This window comes from Nonomuraea sp. B1E8 (assembly GCF_039871515.1).
GTDB lineage: Bacteria > Actinomycetota > Actinomycetes > Streptosporangiales > Streptosporangiaceae > Nonomuraea.
Genome location: NZ_JBDPLS010000001.1, coordinates 1,234,802 through 1,258,732, shown reverse-complemented (window position 1 = coordinate 1,258,732; position 23,931 = coordinate 1,234,802). Strand labels below are relative to the sequence as shown.

Here is a 23,931-nt window from a genome sequence, read left to right as displayed (position 1 = left end):
GGCTAATGCTGCAGTTTGTTGTGCGGTCGTTGGGCCAAGTGTCACATGTAAGGGTGCACACCTGTCAAGAGGTGGCTGTGCGGCGGGGAGGATCAGGTGGGCGCGAGGGTGAAACTGGTCCGGTGGTGGGCGACCAGCCCGGCCAGCCCGGGCTCGAACTCCGCGACGATCTGCCTGACGCGGAACTCGGCGAGCGGCCCCAGGGTGTCGTAGATCTCCACGAAGAGATCCCTGGCCGCGGCGCGCGGCCAGTCGGCGGGCAGCAGCTCCGCCGGCAGGTCGGGGTCGTGGTTGGGGAACGTCCGCCAGGTGTCCATGATCCCCGAACGCGCCACCAGCGCCTCGGACGCGCCGACCGCGCCCTTGCGGACGCGTTCCAGGAGAGGCGCGTACCGGGCCACGAACTCCTCGTAGGTGCGCCGGAGCTGATCGAAGTCCCACGCCTCCTGCGGGGTGCGCATGCCCGGGAGATCCAGGGCCTCGGCGCGGAAGACCGTCGCCATCGGGATCTCCAGCTCGGTGAGCACCGCCGCCGCACTGTCGGCGTTCGCCCGCGGCGAGACCCAAAGCCCGTCGTAGAGCGGGGCGAAGCCGAGCCAGCGCAGCCTCGCGCGCAGCGCGTGGCGCAGGTCGCGCTGTTCCTCGGAGATGGAGAAGGCCGCCATCACCCATCTGCCGTCCCAGGCGCCCTGCTCCAGGCCGAAGGACATGATCCGCTGCCTGCCCTCCAGCATCACCGCGGCGGCCCGGTCGGTCAGCCGGTAATAGGTGCGCCGCCCGGACTTGGACGACTCCAGCAGATCCCGTTTGGTCAGGCGGCTGAGCGCGGCCCTGGCCGCCACCGCGGAGACCCCGAACTCCTCGGCCAGCCGCACCAGGGCCGCGGACGGCAGCTGCTCGGGCCGGCTGATCCAGTAGTCCCCGAGCAGCGTCGTGATCAGGTGCTGCGGTGGTGCGCCGACCTGGAAGCGCGGAAAGTCGACGTCCCCTGCCTCGGACAGCTCACTATCATTCACAGCAGGAGTATATTGACAACGCTTGAACATGCGCTCGTTATAGGAATGTCATGCTTCTTGGGGTGGCCCTCGATGCGTGCTGTCAGCGGGCTCCGCCGTCTTCCTGCCACGCGCCGGCCAGGTCGCCGCCGGCGAGGAGGTCGAGGCGGTCGCGGTCGGTCGTCTCGTCGAAGCTCGTGTGACGGCGGGTCACCGGCGACTCCAGGCCGGACACCTGGGTGAAGGTGTGGTGCGCGGCCAGCCCGGCCAGTTCGGGGTCGAACCCGGCGAGGATCTCGCGGAACCGCCGCTCCGCCGGCTCCCCGAGCGAGTCGTAGATCTGCACGCACAGCCGCCTGGCCTCGTCGCGTGGCCAGCCGGCGGGGAGCAGCTCGGCGGGGAGGTCGGGGTCGAGCGTGGGGAACACCCGCCAGTCGGTCATGATCGCGGTCCGCAGCCGCAGCGCCTCGGTGGGGCACGGCCCGGACCTCGCCAGCCGCTCGGCGACCGGCCGGTGGGTGTCGATGAAACGCACGTAGCGTTCGCGCAGCGCGGTGACGTCGAAAGCGCGGGCCGGCACCGGGTCAAGGTCGTCGTCGGCGACCTTGCGGGCCCGGAACACGACCACCCCGCGCACGCCCAGCCTTCGCGCGAGCGCGACGACGTCGTCCGTCCTGTCGTGCGGGGACACCCACACCGCGTCGAAGACCATGCCGAAGTGCAGCAGGCGCAGCCCGTCGCGCAGCGCGCGGCGGGTGTCCCGCTGGTCCTCGGGCACCGAGAACGTGACGACCGTCCACTCCCCGTCCCAGCGCGGCGTGACGGCGCCGAACGTCAGCAGCCGGCGCATGTGCGCCACGATCACGTCGTTGGCCCGGGGCGGCAGCCCGTACGCGGTGGTGCGACCGTTGCGGGAGCTGGTCAGCAGCCCCCGCGAGGTGAGCCGCCGCAGGGCGGCGCGGGCGCTGGCCGCGGTGATGCCGAACTCCTTCAGCAACCGCACCAGCGCCGCCGACGGGATGTGCTCCTGCCGCCAGAACCAGTAGTCGCCCAGCAGCGTGGTCAGCAGCCGCTGTGGCTCGGCCCCCTGTCGGGCCCTGGGCAGGGAGCCGGGCTCCGGCGACGCGGCCACCTGGCGTCCCTCCATCGTCAGACTCCTCAGCCGGTGTGGGGCCCCAGCCGGCCACGTCCGGATCACGGGCGGGCGTACCGGGCTCGACCTGGATGAATTTTACGGCGTACGGGCTCTTCCCGGCGTGGCCCGGCCCGGGGCCGACGACCGCGTGACATGTCTGCTTCACCGCGGCACGTGGGGGCGCAGGAACCGGCCGGGGGAGTAGCGGACGAACTCCGCGCCGCCCAGGGCCGGGTCCTCGGCGGCCAGGCGTGCGGCGAGCCTGTTGAGCTGACGGGCGTCGACGCCCGTCCAGCGGCCGGTGGTGACCCGGCTCCGCAGGGTCCGCACCGCGGCGACGAACTCGGCTCCGGTGTAGCGGCAGTGGCCCGGCCGGTCGACGAACGCCTGGCGCAACATCGCCCCGTTCCCGGCGCGCCGCACCACGTCGGAGTAGGCGCGGGCCTGGGTGACGGTGGGGTAGTTGTCACCGCGTTCATGCATCGTCAGCACGGGGACGCCGATCGTGCCGCGCGGGGTGAAGTAGTCCTCCATGTAGGTGACGGCGCCGGGGTCGGCGGAGACGCGCGGCGCCGCCGCCAGGGCCGCGAGGTCGGCGTGGAGGTCCAGGCCCGCGCTGTCGTAGAGGGCGCGCACCTGTTCCATGCGCCCCGACTGCCGTAGCCGGCGGTGGTAGTCCACGCCCGTGTTCCAGGAGAAGTTGCCGCCCGCCCGCTGTTCCAGCGGATGGCGGGGAGAGAAGACGGTCGCCATGAACGCCGCGTACTGCTGGGCCTGCTGCGCGGCCCAGTCGCGCGCCGCGGGTTCGGCGGTGCCGGGCACCGACCAGGTGGAGACCTGGGCGAAGGCCGCGGCCAGGGCGATGCGGGCCCGGCCGGCCGGAGTCTGCTGAGCGGCGTCCAGGACGGCACGGGCGGCCGTGGTGCTCCGTGCCTCCTCCTCCGCCGAGGCCAGGCGGACGAGCTTGACCGCGTCGTCGCCGGGGGCCAGCAGCGTCTTGAACACGAAGGCCGCGTCGAACGACTGGTTGAGCATCGCCACCGGCCCGGCGACCGAGGCGCAGTACGGCAGCGCGCCGTCGATCAGGTCGGGCCGGCGTTCGGCCAGGCCGGCCGCGATGGCGCCACCCATCGAGGCTCCCCACGCCAGGGTGACCGCAGGCTTCCCCGCGACTTGGGCGAACGTGGCGAGCGTGTCGGCGGAGGCACGCAAGGTCTCCTCGACGGCCCAGCCGTCCCCGTAGGGCCGGGTGCCGGCCAGGGCGTACCCGTGGGCCAGCAGCCGGTTCCGCGCGGCGGTGTCGCCGCCGAGGTCGGCCGGCAGGTGCTGCGGGCCGGCTCCCTGTCCGTAGCCCGGGCTGAACGCCAGCACGGTGCCGTTCCAGTCGCGCGGCACCTCGATCGCGTAGGTGGCGCCGCTCGGGTGGACGCCCGTGACGCTGATGGGACCGGCCCGGCCGGGCGTCGCCGAGGCGTGCCCGGCGGCCGGCGGGAGGGCGAGGGCGAAGGCCGTGGCCGTGAGCACCGTCACGGCACGGGTCGCCCGATTCATCACTGAACGGGGATTGATGTCCGCCTCCATGGGTGGGAAGCTGCTGCGGTCAAGATAGCCAACAGTTAGTTGGACGATCGTCGAGATTTAGCCGCTCATTATGTTAGACAGTAATCCTACGGTCGTCACAGAACCGTTGACAATGCTCGTGGACCTGCTTACTTTGGCCCGACCACCTGCATGTGAGGAGCCGCGATGTTCCGAAAGTCAGCTCTGGGCGTCATCGCGGCGGGTGCCGCGATCGCACTCCTGCCCGCCTGTGGTGCCGGTCCAGGAAGCACCCGCAGCGCATCCGCCGACGGTGGCAGCCCCGGCGAGCTGGTCTTCGCCGCCATCCCGTCGGAGCAGAGCGACAACCTGGAGGCGTCGTTCGCCCCGATCGTCTCCGCGCTGCGGAAGGACCTCGGCGTACCGGTGCGGTTCCAGGCCGTCACCAGCAACGCCGCCGTCGTCGAGGCCCAGGTCGCCAAGCGGGTGGACGTCGCCGTCTACGGAGCCTTCAGCTACTACCTGGCGCGCAGCCGCGCCGACGTCGAGCCCGTCGCCGTCCCGCTGGCCGTCCCGGACGGCGACCCCGGCGCGCACGCCTACGGAGTGACACGCGGCGACGACAAGAGCATCGCCTCGCTCAAGGACGTCGCCGGCAAGGACGTCTGCTTCACCGACCCCGGCTCCACCACCGGCTATCTCCAGCCCCTCGCCTCGTTGCGGGAAGCCGGCGTCGATGTGGACAACGACGTCAAGACGGTGTTCACCCACGGGCACGACACGGCGGTCGCCTCGCTGCTGGCCGGCGACTGCGACATCGCCTTCGTCGGCGACGTGTTCATCGACCAGCTGCTGCCCGCCCGCGGCCAGCTCAAGCCGGGGCAGGTCACCAAGGTGTGGACCTCGCCGCTCATCCCCGGGCCGCCGATCGTGGTCGGCACGTGGCTTCCGCGGGACGTCCGCGACAAGATCTCCAAGACGGTGACCGGCCTGACCGCAACCGGCGCGGCCTCCGCCGGGCTGTGCAAGGGCAACGAGATCAAGGGGCCGAAGAACTGGGGCCAGTACGCCGACGCCACGGCCTGCACCCTCGGGACCTCCACCGCCTGGACGTTCGTCAAGGCCACCGACGCCACCTACCAGCCGATCACGCGCATCTGCGAGATCACCAAGGCCGAGGTATGCACGTCCGGTGGCTGAGGAACCCGCCGTGATCGGCGACCCCGTGCTGCGGCTGTCGGAGGTCGGCAAGGGCTTCCACGGCGTCACCGTGCTCGACGACATCTCGCTGGACGTCCCGCGGAGTCAGTTCGTCGCCCTGGTCGGCCCCTCCGGAGCCGGCAAGTCCACCCTGCTGCGGCTGGTCAACGGCATGCACCTGCCGGACACCGGCACCGTGCGCACCCTGGGCGAGAACCCGGCCGCCTGCTCCCGCAGCCGGCTGCGCGCCCTGCGAGCCGGAGTCGGGTTCGTCTTCCAGCAGTTCGGCCTCGTCGGGCGGCTGTCCGCGCTCGAGAACGTGCTGATGGGGTCGCTGGCCACCCTGCGGCTGCCCAGGTACGGGGTGATGAGCTACCCGCGCGCGCTGCGGGTCCGCGCCGTGGAGCACCTGGACCGGGTCGGGCTGGCCGACCTGCGGTTCCAGCGCTGTGACACGCTCTCCGGCGGGCAGCAGCAGCGGGTCGCGGTGGCCAGGACCCTGCTGCAGAGTCCCGAGCTGATCCTCGCCGACGAGCCGGTCGCCTCGCTGGACCCGGCGGCGAGCGTACTGGTGCTGGAGATCCTCCGAAGGATCAGCGCCGAGGACGGCATCTCCGTCGTGTGCAGCCTGCACCAGGTCGAGTTCGCGCTCTCCACCGCCGACCGGGTCGTGGCCCTGCGCGGCGGCCGGCTGGTGCTGGACGAGCCGGCCGCCGGCCTCACCGCCGAGCGGCTGCGGGAGATCTACGACCCGGCGGCGGCTTCCCGGGAGTCCGGCTGATGACCAGCACCACCTCCGCCACGCACGCCCCGGCCGCGGCGGACCCGGGCCCGCTGCGGCCACCGTGGAGCGCCCGCGCCCTGGTCGCGGCGGGGCTGCTCGTCGCGGCCGTGGCCGTGACCTGGCTGACGTTCTGGTGGATCGGCCTGTCCCCGGCCACTCTGGCCGCAGGGCTGGACGACACCGCGCGGCTGCTGCGCCGGATGTGGCCGCCCGACCTGTCCGGCGCCGGCGACGTCGCCTGGATGATCGTCGAGACGCTGCTCATCGCCGTGGCGGGCACCGGCCTGGCGGTGCTGGCCTCGGTGCCGCTGGCCTTCACCGCCGCGCGCACCTACCGCGGGCCCCGCTGGCTGCGGCCGGCCGCCCGGGTGGCCGTCGTGCTGACCAGGGCCGTGCCGACGCTGGCCTTCGCGATCCTGTTCGTACGGATCTTCGGCCTGGGTCCGCTGGCCGGCGCGCTCGCCGTCGCCGTGCACTCGGTGGGCATGATCGCCAAGCTGCTGGCCGACGCCGTCGAGGAGGCCGACCCCGTCCCCGCCGAGGCCGCCCGCGCGTGCGGGGCCGGCGAGGTGCAGGTGGCCGTCTCCACCGTCCTGCCCCGCGTGTTCCCCGCGCTGACCGCCATCGTGCTGTACCGCCTGGACATCAACATCCGGACGTCGGCCGTGCTCGGCGTCGTCGGGGCCGGCGGCATCGGTGTGGCGCTGCAGACCGCGCTGGGCAGCCTCAACTACCACCGGGCGGCGGGCATCATCTGCGTGATCATCGCCCTGGTGCTGCTGCTGGAGTTGCTGTCGGTGGCGGTGCGCCGCCGCACCAGAGCCGGCCGGTCCGCCGGGGGCTCGACGGGTACGGCCGCGCTGCCCGCCGGGCGTGCCCCGCACGACGTCGGCTGGGACCGCGGCCGGGTGCTGCGGGTGGCCGGCACGGTCGCCACCGGGGTGGTCTTTCTCGTGTCGCTGTGGTCTCTGAACCCCGACCTGAGCCGGCTGTCCGGAGCCTGGACGAACCTGCGCGGCGTCCTCGCCGGCATGTGGCCGCCCGCGTTCTCCGGCGAGCTGCTCATGGCGGTGCTGGAAAGCCTGCTCATGGCGCTGGGCGCCGCCGCGGTGGGCGCGGCGTGCGGGCTGGTGCTGGCCCTGCTCACCGCCGTCAACACCACCCCTTGGCGGCCGCTGTCCGTGGTGGTCCGGGTGCTGCTGGTGGTGGTCCGGGGCATCCCCGACCTGGTGTACGCGCTGCTGTTCGTGGCCGCGCTGGGGCTCGGCCCGTTCGCCGGCTTCCTGGCCCTGTGGATCTCCTGCACCGCGCTGGCGGCCAAGTTCTTCGCCGACTCACTCGAACAGCTCGACCCGCTGCCGCACGAGGCGTTGACCTCGGTCGGCGCCCGCCGGTGGCAGGCGTTCGCCGCCGGGATCTGGCCGCAGTTCGTGCCGTCGTTCACCGGCAACGGCCTGTTCGTGGCCGACCTGGCGCTGCGCGAGTCGATCGTGCTCGGCATCGCCGGCGCGGGCGGCGTCGGCTACCTCATGCAGGAGTCGATCGCCACGCTGAGGTACGACACCACCGCCGCGATCGTCATCGCGATCGCCGTCGTCGTGTACGCCATCGAGACGCTCGCCCGGATCGCGCGCAGGCATCTGCTGTGAACGAAGGGAATTCACCATGACGACCACCGGCCTCGGACGCGCCTCCGACTGGGACCCCACCGCACCGGAGACCTTCGACAGCTCGCACGAGGTCTACGCCGAGCTGCGGCGGCGCTGCCCGGTGCCGTGGAGCGACGCCTTCGGCGGCTTCTGGGCCGCCACCCGCTACGCGGAGGTGGTGCGGGTGGCCAGGGACAGCCAGACGTTCAGCACCGCGGTGCAGAACGTCGTCCCGCACGTGCCGCGCGTCCAGCGCCGGCCGCCGCTGCACTTCGACCCGCCCGAGCACGGGATCTACCGCGCCCCGATGGACCGGGTGCTGCGCCGCGGCGTGGTACGGCGTCTCGAACCGGCCTTCGCGCGGGCGGCACGCGAACTGCTGGAGCCGCTGCTGGCCCGCGGCGGCGGCGACTACTCCCAGGAGTTCGCGCTGCCGTACGCGGCGCAGTGCTTCGCGATCTTCCTCGGCCTGCCGGTCGACCAGGTGCTGGAGATCCGCCGGATCGGCGTCGAGTACAGCTTCGCCATCCAGGCGATGGACCGGGCCCGGATCATGGCGGCCAGTGACGCGTTGTACGCCATCGCCCGGGCCATCGTCGAGAACCGCCGGGCCGACCCCCGTGACCCGGACGAGGACCTGGTGAGCAGCCTGCTGCGGGCGTCCGGCGACCCGGAGCGGCCGATCCCGCACGACCTGGTCGTGGCCACCGTACGGCAGACCGTCGTGGCCGGCATCGGGGCGCCGCACGCCGTGCTGGGCAGCGCGGCCGTCCACCTGTCCCGCGACCCCTACCTCCAGGACCGGCTGCGCGCCGACCCCGGGCTGCTGCCGGCGACGATCGAGGAACTCCTGCGGTTGTACGCCCCCTACCGGGTGTTCGCCCGCACCGCCACCCGGGACGTCGAACTCGGCGGCCGCACGGTGCACGCCGGCGAGGCCATCGCGATGATCTTCCCTTCGGCGAACCGGGACGAGGCGGTGTTCGACGACGCCGACCGGCTCGACCTTGAGCGGCGGCCCAACCGGCACCTCGCGTTCGGCCGGGGCGCGCACCGCTGCCCCGGTGCGGCGATGGCCCGGCTGGAAATGACGGCCGCGCTGGGCGAGCTGCTCGCCGGCACCACCCGCGTCGAACCCGACGGCGAGGTGGAGATGTTCAACTGGCTGGAGTTCGGGCCGAGATCGGCACCGCTACGCCTGGTCCCCCGGGGCTGAGCCCGTTTCCTGGGCCGCCGTCCGGCGGGCCCTCAACACCCCTTCCCCGTCCATCAACCGTGGAGGAAACGCAACATGTTCGCCCGCTCCATGACCGCGCGGACCCTGCTGGCGGTGACCGTGGCGGCAGCCGTCCTCACCGTCCCCGGCCCCGCCGCAGTGTCGTCCGCCGAAGCGTCGTTCGCTCAGAGTCCGCCACCACGGATGCCCTCCACGGCCGGCGGCTCGACGCCGGCCGTGCTGCCCACGGTCAGGGAGGCCGCCGACGGGTTACCCGGGCACACCGTCTACCGCCCGGCCGATCTCCAAGCGTTGCGCAAGGGCAGCTTGCCGGTCATCGTGCACGGCAACGGCGCCTGCGCGACGAGCAACCTCGAAGGGATCACGTTCCTCACCGGTCTGGCCTCCCAGGGATACATCGTCGTGGCCAACGGCGGGGTGGACGAGTTCCCCGTCCCCAGCACCCCCGACCAGACGACGGCGCACCCCGAGGCGCTCCTCGCGGCCGCCCGCTGGGCCACCGAGTCGAAGCGGGCCCGCAAGCAGTTCGACGGACGGGTGGACACGACGCGGGTCGGCGTGCTCGGCCACAGCTGCGGCGGCATCGAGGCCCTCGCCGCCGGGACCGACCCCATGATCGACGCGGTCGCCGGATTCAACACCGGCTACTTCGCGGAGCCGAGCTTCGGCGGCTACGGGCGGGACCGTCTCGCCGACCTGCACACCCCCACGCTCCTGGTCAACGGCGGTCCGGACGACGTCGCCCATCAGAACAGCATCGAGAACTACGCCCTGCTCGACGTTCCCGCCGTCCTGGCCAGTGACGCGGCGGCCGGCCACGTCGGCCTGATCGCGGGACTGCAGGCGACCATGGGCTGGCAGGTGGCCGCGGACTGGTTCGACTACGTCCTGCGCGGGGACCGGGCTGCCGGGGCACGCTTCGTCGGCCCCGACTGCGGACTGTGCACCGAGGACGGCTGGACGATCGAGTCGAAGGGACTGCCGCTGTGACCCGCCGCCGAACGCTCGCACGCCTGGCCGTCGTGGCGACCGTCGCCACGGCGACCACCGTCGGGAGCGGAACCATTGTCGGGAGCGGAACCGCCGTCGCGGCGGCGACCACCGTCAGCGGTGGAGCCGCTGACGCGGTGACGGCCGCCGCGGGGGGCGGAACTGCCGGCACGACGGCGGCCGCCGGCGGGAGCGAAACCGCCGGCGCCGCCTCCGCCAGGCCCTCCGGCGGCACACCGTGCCTGCCGGACTCTCCCGCCCGCCCCAGCTGCGTCAGCGGCACCCTCGCTGACGGTACGCCCTACGAGTTCGTCGTCCCGGCCCGCTGGAACGGCACCGTGGTGGTCGCCCTCGACTTCGCCGGTTCGGGCCCGGACGAGCCCCTGACCGCGCGGTTGCTGGCCGACGGCGTGGCCCGCGGCGGGACGAGCCGGGCGATCACCGGCTGGGACATCCGATCCGCCATCGACAACCAGGCCGAAGCGCTGGCCCGTTTCGAGCAGGCCTACGGCCCGGCCCGTGAGGCGATCGCCTCCGGGACCTCGATGGGAGGTTTCGTCGCCGCAGGCGCCGCGCAGGTCCACCCCCACGCCTTCGACGCGGCTGTCCCGATGTGCGGCGGACTGGGCGGATCCGTCGCTCAGTGGAACCAGAAGCTCGACACGCTCTTCGTGCTCGAGCGCCTGATCGCACCGGGGCTGCCGGTCATCGACATCCCGGAGGACATCGAGTCGGCCAGGAAGGCGTGGATCGACGCCCTCGCCGCGGCACAGCAGACTCCCGAGGGCCGGGCCCGGATCGCACTGGCCGCCGCTATCGGCCAGCTGCCCGCCTGGGGCCGGAACCCCGACGGGTCCACGCCGCCGCCTCCGGACAGCAGGGACGCGGGCGCGCTGGAGCAGGGCGCCTACCTCGCGCTCGCCGGTGGGCCCCTGCCCTACGTCGGGCAGGCCATGAGCAGCCGGCGCCAGATCATGGCGGTGGTCGGCGGAAACCCGTCCTGGAACACCGGCGTGGACTACACGAAGCAGCTGCGTCTGGCCGATCCAGCCCTCCGGCATGCCGTCGGCGCACTGTACAGGGCGGCAGGCCTGGAACTCGCGGCCGACCTGAAGAACCTGGCCGCCGCACCTCGCATCGCGGCGGACCCGGACGCCGTCATGCGGTTCTCCCGCGGCATCGTCCTGGACGGCGAACTGCGGATGCCCGTGCTGACCCTGTCCGGCACCGGTGACCAGATCTCCACCGTCGCCCAGCAGCAGTCCTACGGAGAGAAGGTGCGCCGGGCAGGCGCGAACTCCCTGCTGCGCCAGACGTACACGGAGACCGTCGGCCACTGCGACTTCTCGCCGGCGGAGCAGCAGGCCGCGCTGACGACGATGCTCGACCGGCTGCGGAGCGGTCACTGGCCCGCGACGTCCGCCCGGGCGATGAATGCCCGTGCGGCGGCGCTGGGATCCGACCCCGCCCCTCGGTATGTCTCGTTCCGCCCACCCCGCTTCAACCGGCCCTACCCGCGCTGAGCCGCACGGTCCGCTGCCCGAGCGTCAGTGAACGATGGCCAGCATCACGTCGGAGGCCGAGGGGCGTTCGTCCGGGCGCTTGTTGAGGCACGCGCCCACGATCCCTCGTAAGGCGGGCGGCAGCGGCGACAGATCAGGGTGAATCGTGAGCACCCGGTTGAACACGGCAGGCACCGTGTCCTCCCCGAACGCGGGCCGGCCCGTGGCCGCGAAGATGATCGTCGATGCCCAGCTGAACACGTCGGAGGCCGGCCCCACGGTCTCTCCGGAGAGCTGCTCGGGCGACATGTAGGGCGGCGTGCCGACCATCTTCCCCGTCGTCATGGTCACCTGGTCGAGCGCCTTGGCGATGCCGAAGTCGATCACCCGGGGGCCGTCGTGCCCGATCAGCACGTTGCTCGGCTTGAAGTCGCGATGGACGATGCCCGCCTTGTGGATGGCCGCCAGCGCCCCGGCCGTGGCCAGCGCCAGCCGGGTCAGCCCGTCCTCGTCGCGCGGCCCATGCTTCTTGACCAGCTGCTCGAGCGACGGGCCCTCGACGTATTCGCTGACGATGTAGGGGTGCTGGCCGGAGATGTTCACATCGAGCAGGCGGGCCGTGGAGAACGTCGCCACCCGCCGGGCCGCGTCCACCTCTCGCGCGAACCTCTTCCGCGCCGTCTCGTCGACCAGGTCATGCAGCACCTTCACCGCCACCCGCGTCCCGTTGGGCGCCGTCGCCAGGTAGACCGCCCCCTGCCCGCCCCGCCCGAGCTCCCGGAGCACCCGGTAGTGGCCGACCCACTCGGGCTGCCCACGACGCTGCCGGTGCGGCGGGCTGGGGGAGGTGGTGCGCTTGTGCACGTCCATCGGCCGGTGTGGAGGAAGGGGTGTCGCTCTGAGGCGGGCGCGCACCATCTGGGGCACGAGGATGCCCGCATGGATGACCCCTCCGCCCCAGCTGAGCAGCAGCCCCAGCGTGACCATGACGGCCAGGGGCTGCGGGACGTCCTCGAAGTCGGCGTACGCGAGGGCCGAGATCGTGAACGAGCCGATGCCGACGAGGTAGACGCACGCGGCGACGAAGTGCCAGACGTTCCGCAACCAGTAAGCCGCGAACCCGATGCTGAACGGGGTCGCCAGACCGCAGGTGAACAGGGGCAGGCAGGCCCACAAGACGGCGGCCGCCCACCTCCCGCCACTGGGACGGACTGCATGGCTGTGGTGCATGGCGGAGAGACTATCGTTCAAGTACCGGTTCATATCGGGCGAGTGCACAGGTTGTGGATAACCGCCTCTCAGCCTGTGGATAGCTGTGGAAAAACTGGGGACAATGCTCTGGCTCATTCACCTGCGAGGCCAAGTGCGTCATGATGTTGAACATGGGGCGGATACCGGGAGTCGGACTGGCAAAAGGGCTGTCCATCACCCTTCGCCACATGCTGCGTAAATCGGTCACGCAGCAGTATCCCGAGGTCAAGCCTGCTCTACCGCCGCGGAGCCGGGGCGTTATCGCCCTGGTTGAGGAAAACTGCACCTCTTGCATGCTCTGTGCCCGAGAATGCCCAGATTGGTGCATCTACATCGACTCGCACAAGGAGACGATCCCGGCACCCGAGGGCGGCCGCGCCCGCCAGCGCAACGTCCTCGACCGCTTCGCCATCGACTTCTCCCTGTGCATGTACTGCGGCATCTGCATCGAGGTGTGCCCGTTCGACGCCCTCTTCTGGTCGCCGGAGTTCGAGTACGCCGAGGGCGACATCCGCAACCTCCTCCACGAGAAGGACAAGCTGGCCGCCTGGACCCAGACCGTACCGCCGCCTCCCGCCCACGACCCCGGCGCCGAGCCACCGAAGGAACGCACGGCCGCTCCGCGCCGCCCGGCCGCCGACCGCGCCTCCCGCACCACACCGTCCGGCAGGCAGCCCACCGCACCGAAACCCGCGTCCGGCACCGCGCCAAGCGACCAGGCCGGGCGTACGACCGCTACGCCCGGCTCCAGAGCCGGCACCCCGGCGGGCACAACGGTTCCTGAGGGCGCAGCGGACCCCGCGACCGCACCCGATCCCGAAGGCACAGCGGATCCCGCGCCCGCCGGGGGGCGCGAGCGTCCCCGCCGGTCAGTGGCCGACGTACGGGCCATCCGCCCCCCTGGAGCCCTTCCGTCCGGCGCTCGGAGCGACGCGCCGGCCGAAGGCCGTGACCCGGCGGACACCGGCGGACCGGCGGCTCCCCCGACCGGCCCTGAGGACTCCGAGCCGGAATCGGCGGAGGACACCGGACGCTCAACAGACCGCTCCGAGGAGTCGGAAGCTCACCCTCGGGGACCGGCTTCATCCACAGGCCGGCCGTCGCCGGACACGTTGTCCACAGCTTCGAGTCAGCCGCAACCCGAGCCCGGCTCGCCGGAGCAGACTTCACCCGCGAGCCCCCGCAAGCGGAGGATGGCCGACCCACGGTCCATCCGTCCGCCAGGGCGGCTCGGTCCTGACGACACAGGGGAGTCCGAGGAGGAGTCGTGACCGAGGCGGTGCCCTCCTACCTGTCACCCACCGGGCAAGAGATCGTCTTCTTGCTGCTGGGCGCGGTGGCAGTCGGATCGGCGCTGCTCGTCGTCACGACCAGGCAACTCGTTCACGCCGCCCTCTGGCTGGTGGTCTGCTTCGGCGCGCTGGCCGGTGGCTATCTCGTGCTGACGGCGGAGTTCGTGGCATGGGTCCAGGTCCTCATCTATGTCGGCGCGGTGGTCGTGCTGATGTTGTTCGGCATCATGCTCACCCGCGCTCCCATCGGCCCCTCCGCGGATCTCGACAGCGGCAACCGGGTGGTCGCCGCCGTGGTGGCGGTGGCGACGGCGGCCCTCCTGGTCACCGTGGTGATCGACGGCTTCCGCACCGCCTACGCCCCGCTGCACCCCGGCAAGGGAGCCGCCAAAGAGCTGGGCGCCAGCGTGTTCGCCACCTGGGTGCTGCCTTTCGAGGCGCTGTCCGTGCTGCTGCTCGCCGCGTTGATCGGCGCGATCGTGTTGTCCCGCACCGACATCCCCGGCGGCCCACCCGCCGAGCCCGCGAGCGCTCAGCCCTCCGGCCGGCCAGGAAACTCCCCGCCTCCGAGCAGCCCCCCGGCCGGGTCTGAGAACACTTCGCCGTCCGGCCAGACCACGGGCAGCACGCCACCCGAGCAGACCGGGGGTCATTAGTGCACATCGTCTACCCGGCGGTCGTCTCCGCGCTCCTGTTCTCCGTGGGCGTCTACGGCGTGCTCGCCCGGCGCAACACGATCCTGGTGCTGATGTCGGTCGAGCTGATGCTCAACGCCGTCAACCTCAACCTCGTCGCGTTCGACGTGTGGCTGGGCGACCGCCTGCACAGCGGTCAGGTGCTCACCCTCTTCGTCATCGTCATCGCCGCCGCGGAGGTGGGCCTGGGCCTGGCCATCATCCTGGCGCTCTACCGCAACCGCCGCACCGTCGACATCGACCACCTCCGCGACCTCGCCGAGCCCGCCGACGACCCCGAGCGCCCGCAGACCGTGCCGGCCACGCCCACCGACGGCCCGCAGGCCGCGCCGGGCATGCCCACCGGCGACGCACTACGGACTGCGCCACGCACGTCCACCGACCCGCGAGGGGGCAGGCGATGACGACGTTCCCCCTGCTGGCGGTCCTGCTGCCGTTCCTCGCCGCCTTCGCGGGCCTGCTGCTCTCCCGCCTGCCCCACAACCGAGGACCGGCAACCGAAGCCCTCAGGGCAGGAGCGGCGGGCGCGCGGGCGAACACCAGGGCGGCCTGGATCGCCGTCCTGCCCACGGCCGCCTCCGCCGTCCTGGCCATCGGGCTGGCCTGGGGCCCCGGGTTCGCCTTCCTCGACGGCGAAGGCGCCACCCCATCGCCGCCCACCGGCCAGACCTACGGCACGATCGTCACCGGCGGCGTGCCGATCTCGCTCACCCTGCAGGCCGACAACCTGTCGGGCATCCTCGGCGTCCTGGTGACCCTCGTCGCCCTGGCCGTACAGATCTACTCGGTCGGCTACCTCAAAGACGACCCGCGCTACCCCTCCTACAGCGCGTTCATCAGCCTCTTCACCAGCGCGATGTTGCTGGTCGTCTACGCGGGCGACCTCCTGGTCCTCTACGTGGGCTGGGAGATCATGGGCCTCTGCTCCTACCTGCTCATCGGCCACTGGTGGGAAGACCGCGGCAATTCGCGCGCGGCGGTCAAGGCGTTCCTCGTCACCCGCCTGGGCGACGTCGGCTTCCTCTTCGGCATCTTCGTGCTGGGCCTGGCCGCGGGCAGCTTCCGCGTCGCCGACGTGCTGGCGAAGGTGCCGGAGATGTCGCCGGCCACCCTGGTGACGGCCACGATGTTGCTGCTGGCCGGGGTGGCGGGCAAGAGCGCCCAGGTGCCGTTGCACACCTGGCTGCCCGACGCGATGGCCGGTCCGACGCCGATCAGCGCCCTCATCCACGCCGCGACCATGGTCGCAGCCGGGATCTTCATCGTGGCCCGGCTCTTCCCCGCGTTCCTGGCCGCCCGGCCCACGCTCGACGTGCTGGCCGTCATCGCCGCGCTGGGCATGCTGGGCGCCGCGCTGGCCGCGCTGGCGCAGGACGACCTGAAACGTGTGCTCGCCTACTCCACGGTCAGCCAGCTCGCCTACATGGCCGGCGGGCTCGCCGCGGGCTCCGACACGTCGGCCGTCTTCCACCTGGTGACGCACGGAGCGTTCAAGGCGCTGCTGTTCCTCTGCGCTGGCGTGGTCATCCACCACGTCGGCTCCAACCTGATGTCGCGTATGGGCGGTCTGCGCCGGGAGTTGCCGGTCACGTTCGTGGCGACGACGATCGGGTTCGCCGCGCTGATGGGCCTCCCGCCGGCCAGCGGCTTCTTCAGCAAGGACAGCCTTCTCGTGGCGATGGACGGCGCGCTCACGACCGGGGTGCTCACCGACGCGGCCGCACTGCTCCTGTACGCGTGCGCACTCGCGACCGTGGCCGTCACCGGCGCGTACGCCACCAGGGCCTGGCTCCGTACGTTCTTCGGCGAGGCGACACCCGCGGCGCTCCCCGAGCCCGAGCCCGGCACCGCCCACGTCGTGGACGGCAGGGAGGCCCCGCGCTCGATGCTCGTGCCCGTCGCCCTGCTCGCCCTTCCCGCCCTGCTGCTGGGCTTCGCCGTCGAGCCGCACCTCGCCCTGGGCGTGGCGGCGACCAGCGTCGTGCTCGCCCTGCTCGGGGCGGGGGTGGTCTACGCGTTCTGGCGCATCGACCCCGGCGCCGACCCGGCCCGCCTGCTGGGGCCGTTCCGGGTGCCGTGCGAGCAGGCGTTCTACGTGGACGGCCTCTACGCCGCGCTCCTCGTACGCCCGGTCATGGCGCTGGCCAGGCTCGTGGTCAGCACCGACGACCGGATCGTGGACGGCGCGGTGCGCGGGTCGGGCAGGTCGGCGCGTGGCCTGTCAGGAGCGCTGAGATTCGCCCAGAACGGCAACGTGCAGCTCTACGTGAGCGGGCTGCTGGCCGGTGTCCTGCTGATCGCGGTCGGGGCGGTGGTGTTCACATGATGGGCTGGCTTCCCGTCGCGCTGCTGGCCGTGCCGCTGCTCGGCGCGCTCCTGCTGCTCCTCGCGCCGCGTGCGCTCCGTCCCCGTCTTCGCGCGTACGGGCTGGTCCTGTCCGGCGTCACGCTGGCGCTGGCCGTGCTGCTGGTGGCGGCGTTCGACTACGGCCAGGCGGCGCGCCCGCAGTTCGAGATCGACCAGCCGTGGATCGCCGGGCTGGGGCTCCGCTTCCACCTCGGCGTCGACGGGATCTCGCTGCCGCTGGTCGCGCTGACGGCTCTGCTGACGTTCCTGTGCTTCGTCTACCTCTGCTGGGGCCGCGCGCGGGCCGGCGAGCAGCTCATGAGTGCGCGGCCGAGAGCGCTCGTGTTCACGCTGCTCGTGCTCGAAGTCGGCATGATCGGCACGTTCCTCGCCCTCGACCTGCTGCTCTTCTTCGTGTTCTTCGAAGTCGTGCTCATCCCGATGTACTTCCTGATCGGCATCTGGGGCGGCGAGGGGCGCGGAGCGGCGTCGGTCAAGTTCATCCTGTACACCCTGCTCGGCTCGGTCGTGATGCTGCTCGGCCTGCTGCTCGTGTGGGCGCAGACCGGCACGCTCGACATCGAGGCGCTGGCCGCGGCCCACGGCGCCGGCATGGCGAGGTCCGTACAGATCCTGGCGTTCGTGGCGATCGGGGTGGGCCTGGCGGTCAAGACACCCATGTGGCCGCTGCACACCTGGCTGCCCGACGCCCACACCGAGGCTCCCACCGTGGGTTCCGTGCTGCTCGCCGGGGTGCTGCTCAAGATGGGCACGTACGGCTTCGCGAGGATCGCCGTCCCCATCCTTCCCGAGGGGGCCGTGGCCGTGGCGCCGTGGCTCGGAGCGTTCGCCGTCGTCGGCATCGTCTACGGCGCCCTCGCCTGCCTGGCGCAGCGCGACCTCAAACGCATGATCGCCTACAGCTCGGTCGGCCACATGGGCTTCGTCCTGCTGGGCTTCGCCACGCTGACCCCCGTGGGCATCAACGGCGCCCTCTTCGCCAACGTCGCCCACGGCCTGATCACCGGCCTGCTGTTCTTCCTGGCCGGGGCGGTCAAAGACCGCTACCACACCGCCGACATGCCGTCGCTGGGCGGCGGCCTGCTGGCCGCGGTGCCCCGGCTGGGTTCGGTGCTCACGTTCGCGTCGATCGCCTCGCTCGGGCTGCCGGGCCTGGCCGGGTTCTGGGGGGAGATGCTGGCGCTGCTCGGCGCCTTCCAGCCGGCGAACGTCCTGCCGCGCCCGCTGTTCCTCACCTATATGGTGATCGGCGGCCTGGGCGCGGTGCTGACGGCGGCGTACTTCCTGGTCATGTTGTCCCGCGTCACCCACGGCCGCCCCGCCCGCCCGGCGGAGCGGGTCCTCCAGGGGGCGGGCGGTCCGTCACCGGGGGCGGGCACTCCTGACGCACCGGATGGCGACGCCCATGACACCCCCGACGAGCGCCCGGTGGCGCCGCTCGACGCCGGCGGCCGACCGGCCGCGATCAGGGATCAGCCGGACGACGTCCGCACCCACGAGCTGCTGGCCTGGACGCCGCTCGTGGTGCTGATCCTGCTCTTCGGGCTCTGGCCGGGCCTCCTGCTGTCGCTCACCACCCCGGCCGTGCAGATCCTGCTGGGAGGCGCCTCGTGATCCAGCAGATCGACTATTTCGTCATCGCACCCCCGCTGGTCCTCGCGCTGGCGGCCGGCCTGGTGCTGCTGCTCGACGCGTTCCTCCCGGCCCGCCCGCGCACGCGGGGCGTGCTGGGGCTCGTCACCCTGACGGGCGTGCTGGTCTCCCTGGGCTTCGTGGTCGCCCAGGCGGCCGGGGGCGGCACGCCGCGGTCGACGTTCTGCGTCCCGCCGAGCCTCGCGGACCCGGCGACGGCGCAGTGTTCGTTCGTGGCCGACCGGTTCACGCTGGTGTTCGCGGGCATGGTGCTGGTCGCGGCCGTGGTCGTCGTGCTGCTGTCGATGACCGAGCTGGCCGGCGGCGGCATCCCGGTGGGCGAGTGGTACTTCCTGCTCCTGTGCACGTTCGCCGGCGCGGTCACCCTGCCGGCCTCCCGCGATCTGATCATGCTCGTGGTGGCGCTGGAGCTGGTGTCGCTCCCGGTCTTCGCCCTCACCGCGCTCAAACGCTACGACGGCCGCTCCTCCGAGGCCGCGGTGAAGCTGTTCGTCGTGTCGGTGGTGTCGACCGCCGTCATGCTGTTCGGGGTCTCCCTGCTGTACGGCATCGCGGGCACGGTCTTCCTGTCCCGCCTGGAGGCCGTCTTCGGCGGCCAGGCCCAGGCGCCCGGCGTGGCGCTCGTGCAGGGCGAGCTGCCCGCGGTCGGCACGGTCGGCGTCGTCCTCGTCATGGCGGGATTCGCGTTCAAGATCGCCGCCGTGCCGTTCCACTCGTGGGCGGCGGACGTCTACCAGGGCGCGCCCGTGCCCGTGGCCGCGCTGCTCTCGGTCATCTCCAAGGCCGCCGGGTTCGCGGGCCTGATCCTCGTCCTGGTGGCCGCGCTGTCCGGGCAGGCCGCCACGTGGGTCCCGATCGTCGCGGTCCTCGCCGCGCTGACCATGACCGCGGGCAACCTGCTCGCCCTGCGCCAGCGCTCGGCCGTGCGCCTGCTGGCCTGGTCGTCGGTGGCGCAGTCCGGCTACATCCTGGCCCCGCTCGCCGTGACGGTCACCGCCGACGGCGTCACCGCGATCGGCGCGTCCATGGCCTACCTCGTGATCTATGCCGCGATGAATCTGGGCGCGTTCGCGGTCGTCATGCTCGTCTCGAAGACCACCCCCCGCAACGAGCTCGACGACTACCGCGGGCTGGTGTTCCGCCGTCCCGCCGCCGGGCTCGCGCTGGCGTTCTGCCTGATCTGCCTGGCGGGGCTCCCGCCGGGGCTGGCCGGGCTCTTCGCGAAGGTGTTCGTCTTCCGCGAGCTCGTCGAGGGCGGCTCCGGCTGGCTGGCGCTGGTCATGGCGGTCAACACCGTGATCGGCCTCTACTACTACGCCGTCTGGACGGCCCGCCTGTTCGCCCCGGCCCCAGAGCCGGTCCCAGAGCCGGAGCCCGCGTCGCGGCGCACGTTCCCGGCGACCCTGCCGGCCATCGGGATCGCCGTGGCGGTCGCCGTGCTGTTCTCGGTCGCGCCGCAGCTGGTTCTCGACGTCACCGCTCTGTCCGCGTTCGGTTGACGCGCGATGACACGCGGGTGAAAGGTCGCGCTCTGCCTTCAGCTGAGCACGCCGGGGAACGAAGAACCGGGTCTTCATCGTTGGACTGAGGTGAACCCAGGCACGAAAGGGGGAGCCTTGCACCACAACGGTCTGCGCACCGCCGTTCTGCTCGGCGGATTGTCGGCGTTCATTGTGGCGGTGGGCGCGTGGTTGGGCGGCGGCACCGGTGTGCGGATGGCGCTGGTGCTCGCCCTGGCGACCAACGGCGTCGCCTACTTCTTCTCCGACCGCATCGCCCTGTCGGCCATGCGTGCCCGGCCGGTCGGCGAGGTCGAGCACCCCACGCTCTACCGGATCGTGCGCGAGCTGTCGACGCAGGCCAGGCAGCCGATGCCGCGCCTGTACATCTCGCCGACCGTGCAGCCCAACGCGTTCGCGACGGGTCGGAGCCCGCGCAAGGCCGCGGTGTGCGTGACGTACGGACTGACCCAGCTGCTCGATGAGGCGGAGCTGCGCGGTGTGATCGGGCACGAGCTGTCACACGTGTACAACCGCGACATTCTCGTCTCCTCGGTGGCCGGGGCGCTGGCCACGATGATCACCTGGCTCAGCTATGTGGCCGTGTTCTTCGGCGGGTCGGATGACGACGAGGGGCCGGGTTTCCTCGGCGCTCTGCTGATGATGGTGCTCGGGCCGGTCGCGGCCGGAATGGTGCAGATGGCGATCTCGCGCGCGAGGGAGTTCCAGGCCGACGAGTCGGGCGCCCGGCTCACAGGCGACCCGCTCGCGCTGGCCTCGGCGCTCCGCAAGATCGAGCTCGGCGCCCGCCGACTCCCACTTCCCGAGAACAGCCGCCTCACCTCGGCCTCCCACATGATGATCGCCAACCCGTTCAGCGGCTCAGGCTTCGGCCGCCTGTTCTCCACCCACCCGCCCACCTCCGAGCGAGTTGCCCGACTTGAGCGCATGGCCGGATATCGTCGTTGACGATGGGCCGATTTCCACGATTGACCAAGGCGGAGCGCAAGCTCTGGGACGCCTTCCCCACGGGCCGGCTCGTCGAGCTGAGCCCATTGGAGATCAGTGCCGGCCGCCCGGCGGGGGCGAACGCGCCCGCCGACGGCCACACCTGGGGCCCCGACCGTACGATCAGGGCCGAGGTGATCACCCGGCTGCTGCTCGGCGCCCGTGACGACGGCGGGGGCGCCGCGCCGGCCCTGCGCCTGCGCGGCGCCAGGATCACCGGCCGGCTGTCGATCGTCGGCGGCACGATCCCGTACGAACTCATCCTGAGCGGCTGCCATCTGGACGAACCCATCCAGCTCACCGGCTCCGCCACCCGCACCATCCGCCTGACCGACTGCCACTTCCCGGGCCTCAGCGGCGGCGGCATGCGGGTCGCAGGACACCTCAGCCTCTCGGGCTCCCACATCACCGGCACCGTCCGCGTGAGCCGGGCCCAGTTCGAGAGCGGCCTGTGGCTGGGCGGCACCAAGGTGGTGTCCGACGACGGCGAGTGGGCGCTCTACGCGAACTCCATCGTCGTCGACTCCGGCATGTACATGCGCAACGCCGACCTCACCGGCGGCGTCAGCCTGGTCGGTTCCCGCCTGAACGGGGGGTTCTTCCTCGACGGCGCCAATCTCCGCAACCCCGGCAAGGACGCCCTGACCGCCGACAACATGGTCGTCGAAGACAGCATGCGCTGCACCGGCGGATTCCAGGCATCCGGCTGCGTCCGGTTACGCGGCGCCCGCGTCAACGGCACGCTCGCGTTCGGCGGCGTCCTCAGCAGCCCCGACACCCGCTACGCACTCCACGCGAGCCACATGGAGGTGCGCGAGCTGTCACTCACACCGTCGGAGCCCATCGACGGCGTCGTCACCCTCGCCCACACCACGGTCGGCACCCTGCACGACAGCCCCGACACCTGGCCGGACAAGCTCCGCCTCAACGGCCTCACGTACGACCGTCTGCGCGGTTCCGGCGTGGCCCGGCGCATCGAGTGGGTGACGCGCGACCCGGAGGGGTTCCGGCCGCAGCCGTATGAACAACTGGCCGCCTGGTACCTCAGCGACGGCAACGACGCGCTCGCCCGCCGCGCCCAACTCGCCAAGCTGCGCGCCAGGCGGCAGACGCAGGGGCTGGGCGGCCGGACGTGGGGGCGGCTGCTCGACGCCGCCGTCGGGTACGGCTACCGGCCATGGCTGGCCGGCATGTGGTTCACGCTCCTGCTGGCCGTCGGAACGGCCGTCTTCGCACTCAACCCGCCCAGGGCCCTCAAACCCGCCGAGAGCCCCGATTTCAACTCGTTCGCCTACAGCTTCGACCTGTTACTCCCGCTCCCGGCGTTCGGGCAACGGGAGATGTTCGACCCGGCGGGCTGGACGCAGTGGCTCGCGTACGGGCTGATCGTCTGCGGCTGGATCCTGGCGACGGCGCTGATCGCGGGCGCTACGCGAGTCCTCCGCCCGCAGTGATCTTCCGCAGGATCTCCGCGAGATTCCCGGGGAAGAACACCTCGCGGGTGCCCTCGAGCTCCGCCACGCTCCACCACCGGTAGGCGGTCGTCGTGTCCTTCTCGATCTGCTCCATGTGCTCGAACGACACCGCCGCGTCGGATCCGACCCTGATCGCGAAGAACGTCTGATCCTGCGTGATGGCGTAGTCGGACCACTCGAACTCGATCACGCTGGATCCGTACGGACCGGTGAACTGACTCGCATCCGCCCGGATCCCGACCTCCTCGAACAACTCCCGCGCCGCCGCCTCCTGCAACGTCTCGCCCCCCTCGGCGGCCCCGCCGATCGTGAACCAGAACGGCTGATCAGGGCGAGCAGGATCGAAACCGTGAAGCAGCAGAACACGATCCTGGTCATCAAGGGGCAGGGCACGTGCCGTGAAGCGGCGCAGGGGGATCTTCGTCACGACAACCGAGCATAGGCGGGCCGGACCCGAGGCACAGGCGGGGCCACGTCGCCCTCGTACGAGAACGCCGCGCCCGGCCATGTGCCCCGGATGCCCCTCAGCCACCTCCCGAGCCGTCGCGCTTCCACGCCCGCGAACTAGCGGTAGTTCACGAACTGCAGGGCGATGTCCAGGTCCTTGCCCTTGAGCAGCGCGATGACGTCCTGAAGGTCATCCTTCTTCTTCGAACTGACCCGCAGCTCCTCACCCTGAATCTGCGCCTTGACCCCCTTCGGCCCCTCATCGCGGATCATCTTCGAAATCTTCTTGGCGTTCTCCTGGTCGATGCCCTCCTTCAGGGCGACCATCAGGCGATATTCCTTGCCCGACAGCTTGGGCTCGCCCGCATCGAGAATCTTCAGCGACAGGCCCCGCTTGACCACCTTGTCCTTGAACACGTCGAGTGCGGCGTTGGCCCGCTCCTCGCTGTTCGCCTTGACCTCGATGTTCTCCTGCCCGGACCAGCTGATGGCCGCCCCGGTGCCCTTGAAGTCGAAGCGGTGCCCGAGCTCCTTGACCGTCTGGTTCAGAGCGTTGTCGACCTCCTGCCGGTCGATCTTGCTGACGATGTCGAACGACGAATCAGCCAAAACACCCATCCTCTCAGCTGCGAAAGCACTCTGCAGATCCCGCCGGCACGGCGTACGCCAAGGCGCGGACCCAGCGCACGAGCCTAGCCAGCATCGGCCCGCCATGCAGGCCCCCAACCCGTAGCTCCCCACGCAGGTTCACGTGGCACGTCGCCACGGAGGTCCACGCCGCCGTGACCACGAAGGTTCATGCACTCGCAGCGACACTTTCCCCACCCTCTTGGGAACGTCCCCGCAGCCCTGCCGAAAAACATCCCGAGGCCCTTCGCGGAGCGCCGCGACGGCCTTCCCGGAGCATCCCGACACGACACGACCGCGTACGGAGGATGTTGCACGCGCCGAAGGACCGGCCAGCGCCGGTGTGGCACGCAACCAGGACCCGGCCCGGGACAAACCGGTGTCACGTACACCTCGGAAGTCCGCTATCCTTCTGTCTGTCGCCGCGAGAGCGGAAGACACGGCAGGTTGCCCGAGTGGCCAAAGGGAGCGGTCTGTAAAACCGTCGGCTCAGCCTACGCAAGTTCGAACCTTGCACCTGCCACACGCAGTTAGAGCAGCTCAGAGGCCCTCCGGGGCCTCTTCTGCGTTTCAGGGGTATGCAGCC

General features: G+C 71.5%; 19 protein-coding genes, 1 tRNA gene and 1 pseudogene. 15 read left to right on the top strand and 6 right to left on the bottom strand.

What is annotated here, in order from left to right:
* Nucleotides 1-92: 92 nt before the first annotated feature.
* The 3 genes from ABGA98_RS06005 to ABGA98_RS05995 all read right to left on the bottom strand — a co-directional run bounded on the left by ABGA98_RS06005 (nt 93) and on the right by ABGA98_RS05995 (nt 3,681).
* The gene (locus tag ABGA98_RS06005; protein ID WP_347617139.1) at nt 93-1,016 is read right to left on the bottom strand and encodes a PaaX family transcriptional regulator C-terminal domain-containing protein; all 924 of its coding nucleotides are present in this window, start codon (nt 1,014-1,016) and stop codon (nt 93-95) included.
* A gap of 82 nt (nt 1,017-1,098) precedes the next feature.
* Nucleotides 1,099-2,142, bottom strand: coding sequence for a PaaX family transcriptional regulator C-terminal domain-containing protein (locus ABGA98_RS06000; RefSeq protein ID WP_347617138.1), 1,044 nt, complete (start codon nt 2,140-2,142; stop codon nt 1,099-1,101).
* A 150-nt stretch (nt 2,143-2,292) separates the two neighbouring features.
* Nucleotides 2,293-3,681: an alpha/beta hydrolase gene (locus ABGA98_RS05995; protein ID WP_347617137.1), complete on the bottom strand. Its 1,389-nt coding sequence runs from the start codon at nt 3,679-3,681 to the stop codon at nt 2,293-2,295.
* Between the two features lie 195 nt (nt 3,682-3,876).
* Between ABGA98_RS05995 and ABGA98_RS05990 the strand changes: the two genes are divergently transcribed.
* The 6 genes from ABGA98_RS05990 to ABGA98_RS05965 all read left to right on the top strand — a co-directional run bounded on the left by ABGA98_RS05990 (nt 3,877) and on the right by ABGA98_RS05965 (nt 11,052).
* Complete coding sequence (locus tag ABGA98_RS05990; RefSeq protein WP_347617136.1) at nt 3,877-4,869, top strand: phosphate/phosphite/phosphonate ABC transporter substrate-binding protein; 993 nt, start codon at nt 3,877-3,879, stop codon at nt 4,867-4,869.
* Nucleotides 4,862-5,650: a phosphonate ABC transporter ATP-binding protein gene (locus tag ABGA98_RS05985; protein ID WP_347617135.1), complete on the top strand. Its 789-nt coding sequence runs from the start codon at nt 4,862-4,864 to the stop codon at nt 5,648-5,650. Before ABGA98_RS05990 ends, ABGA98_RS05985 begins: the two co-directional genes overlap by 8 nt.
* A complete protein-coding gene (phnE, locus tag ABGA98_RS05980) occupies nt 5,650-7,302 on the top strand; it encodes a phosphonate ABC transporter, permease protein PhnE (protein WP_347617134.1) in 1,653 nt (550 codons plus the stop codon). Before ABGA98_RS05985 ends, phnE begins: the two co-directional genes overlap by 1 nt.
* Before the next feature lie 16 nt (nt 7,303-7,318).
* A complete protein-coding gene (locus tag ABGA98_RS05975; RefSeq protein WP_347617133.1) occupies nt 7,319-8,518 on the top strand; it encodes a cytochrome P450 in 1,200 nt (399 codons plus the stop codon).
* 75 nt (nt 8,519-8,593) lie between these two features.
* On the top strand, nt 8,594-9,529 hold the full coding sequence (locus tag ABGA98_RS05970) for a hypothetical protein (protein ID WP_347617132.1): 936 nt from the start codon (nt 8,594-8,596) through the stop codon (nt 9,527-9,529).
* The gene (locus ABGA98_RS05965; RefSeq protein ID WP_347617131.1) at nt 9,526-11,052 is read left to right on the top strand and encodes a hypothetical protein; all 1,527 of its coding nucleotides are present in this window, start codon (nt 9,526-9,528) and stop codon (nt 11,050-11,052) included. The genes ABGA98_RS05970 and ABGA98_RS05965 overlap by 4 nt, the downstream gene beginning before the upstream one ends.
* A 24-nt stretch (nt 11,053-11,076) precedes the next feature.
* Here ABGA98_RS05965 and ABGA98_RS05960 read toward each other — a convergent pair whose 3' ends face one another.
* Nucleotides 11,077-12,261: a serine/threonine-protein kinase gene (locus tag ABGA98_RS05960; RefSeq protein WP_347617130.1), complete on the bottom strand. Its 1,185-nt coding sequence runs from the start codon at nt 12,259-12,261 to the stop codon at nt 11,077-11,079.
* Between the two features lie 140 nt (nt 12,262-12,401).
* On the opposite strand from ABGA98_RS05960, the gene ABGA98_RS05955 reads away from it, so the two are divergent.
* The 8 genes and pseudogenes from ABGA98_RS05955 (at nt 12,402) to ABGA98_RS05920 (ending at nt 22,250) form a co-directional block, all read left to right on the top strand.
* Nucleotides 12,402-13,553, top strand: a complete 1,152-nt coding sequence (locus ABGA98_RS05955; protein WP_347617129.1) for a 4Fe-4S binding protein — start codon at nt 12,402-12,404, stop codon at nt 13,551-13,553.
* Nucleotides 13,550-14,230 carry an NADH-quinone oxidoreductase subunit J gene (locus ABGA98_RS05950; protein WP_347617128.1) on the top strand — a complete coding sequence of 227 codons (681 nt, stop codon included), beginning with the start codon at nt 13,550-13,552 and terminating at the stop codon, nt 14,228-14,230. The genes ABGA98_RS05955 and ABGA98_RS05950 overlap by 4 nt, the downstream gene beginning before the upstream one ends.
* Nucleotides 14,230-14,544 (top strand): annotated as a pseudogene (gene nuoK / locus ABGA98_RS05945) (NADH-quinone oxidoreductase subunit NuoK); the annotation flags it as partial. The gene ABGA98_RS05950 and the pseudogene nuoK, both read left to right, overlap by 1 nt.
* 125 nt (nt 14,545-14,669) lie before the next feature.
* Nucleotides 14,670-16,595, top strand: a complete 1,926-nt coding sequence (locus ABGA98_RS05940; protein ID WP_347617127.1) for an NADH-quinone oxidoreductase subunit L — start codon at nt 14,670-14,672, stop codon at nt 16,593-16,595.
* Complete coding sequence (locus tag ABGA98_RS05935) at nt 16,595-18,250, top strand: NADH-quinone oxidoreductase subunit M (RefSeq protein ID WP_347617712.1); 1,656 nt, start codon at nt 16,595-16,597, stop codon at nt 18,248-18,250. The genes ABGA98_RS05940 and ABGA98_RS05935 overlap by 1 nt, the downstream gene beginning before the upstream one ends.
* On the top strand, nt 18,247-19,788 hold the full coding sequence (locus ABGA98_RS05930; protein ID WP_347617126.1) for an NADH-quinone oxidoreductase subunit N: 1,542 nt from the start codon (nt 18,247-18,249) through the stop codon (nt 19,786-19,788). Before ABGA98_RS05935 ends, ABGA98_RS05930 begins: the two co-directional genes overlap by 4 nt.
* Nucleotides 19,789-19,905: 117 nt before the next feature.
* Entirely contained in the window at nt 19,906-20,757 is an 852-nt protein-coding gene (gene htpX, locus ABGA98_RS05925; RefSeq protein WP_347617125.1) for a zinc metalloprotease HtpX, read from the top strand.
* 2 nt (nt 20,758-20,759) lie between these two features.
* Complete coding sequence (locus ABGA98_RS05920; protein ID WP_347617124.1) at nt 20,760-22,250, top strand: hypothetical protein; 1,491 nt, start codon at nt 20,760-20,762, stop codon at nt 22,248-22,250.
* Here the strand turns inward: ABGA98_RS05920 and ABGA98_RS05915 are convergent.
* Both ABGA98_RS05915 and ABGA98_RS05910 read right to left on the bottom strand, forming a co-directional pair.
* Nucleotides 22,225-22,698 (bottom strand): NUDIX domain-containing protein, encoded by a 474-nt coding sequence (locus ABGA98_RS05915; RefSeq protein ID WP_347617123.1) that lies wholly within the window; start codon nt 22,696-22,698, stop codon nt 22,225-22,227. The two genes, ABGA98_RS05920 and ABGA98_RS05915, sit on opposite strands and share 26 nt — an antisense overlap.
* A gap of 137 nt (nt 22,699-22,835) precedes the next feature.
* Nucleotides 22,836-23,336: a YajQ family cyclic di-GMP-binding protein gene (locus tag ABGA98_RS05910; protein WP_347617122.1), complete on the bottom strand. Its 501-nt coding sequence runs from the start codon at nt 23,334-23,336 to the stop codon at nt 22,836-22,838.
* A gap of 450 nt (nt 23,337-23,786) precedes the next feature.
* On the opposite strand from ABGA98_RS05910, the gene ABGA98_RS05905 reads away from it, so the two are divergent.
* Nucleotides 23,787-23,868: transfer RNA gene (locus ABGA98_RS05905), tRNA-Tyr, on the top strand.
* Nucleotides 23,869-23,931 lie beyond the last annotated feature (63 nt).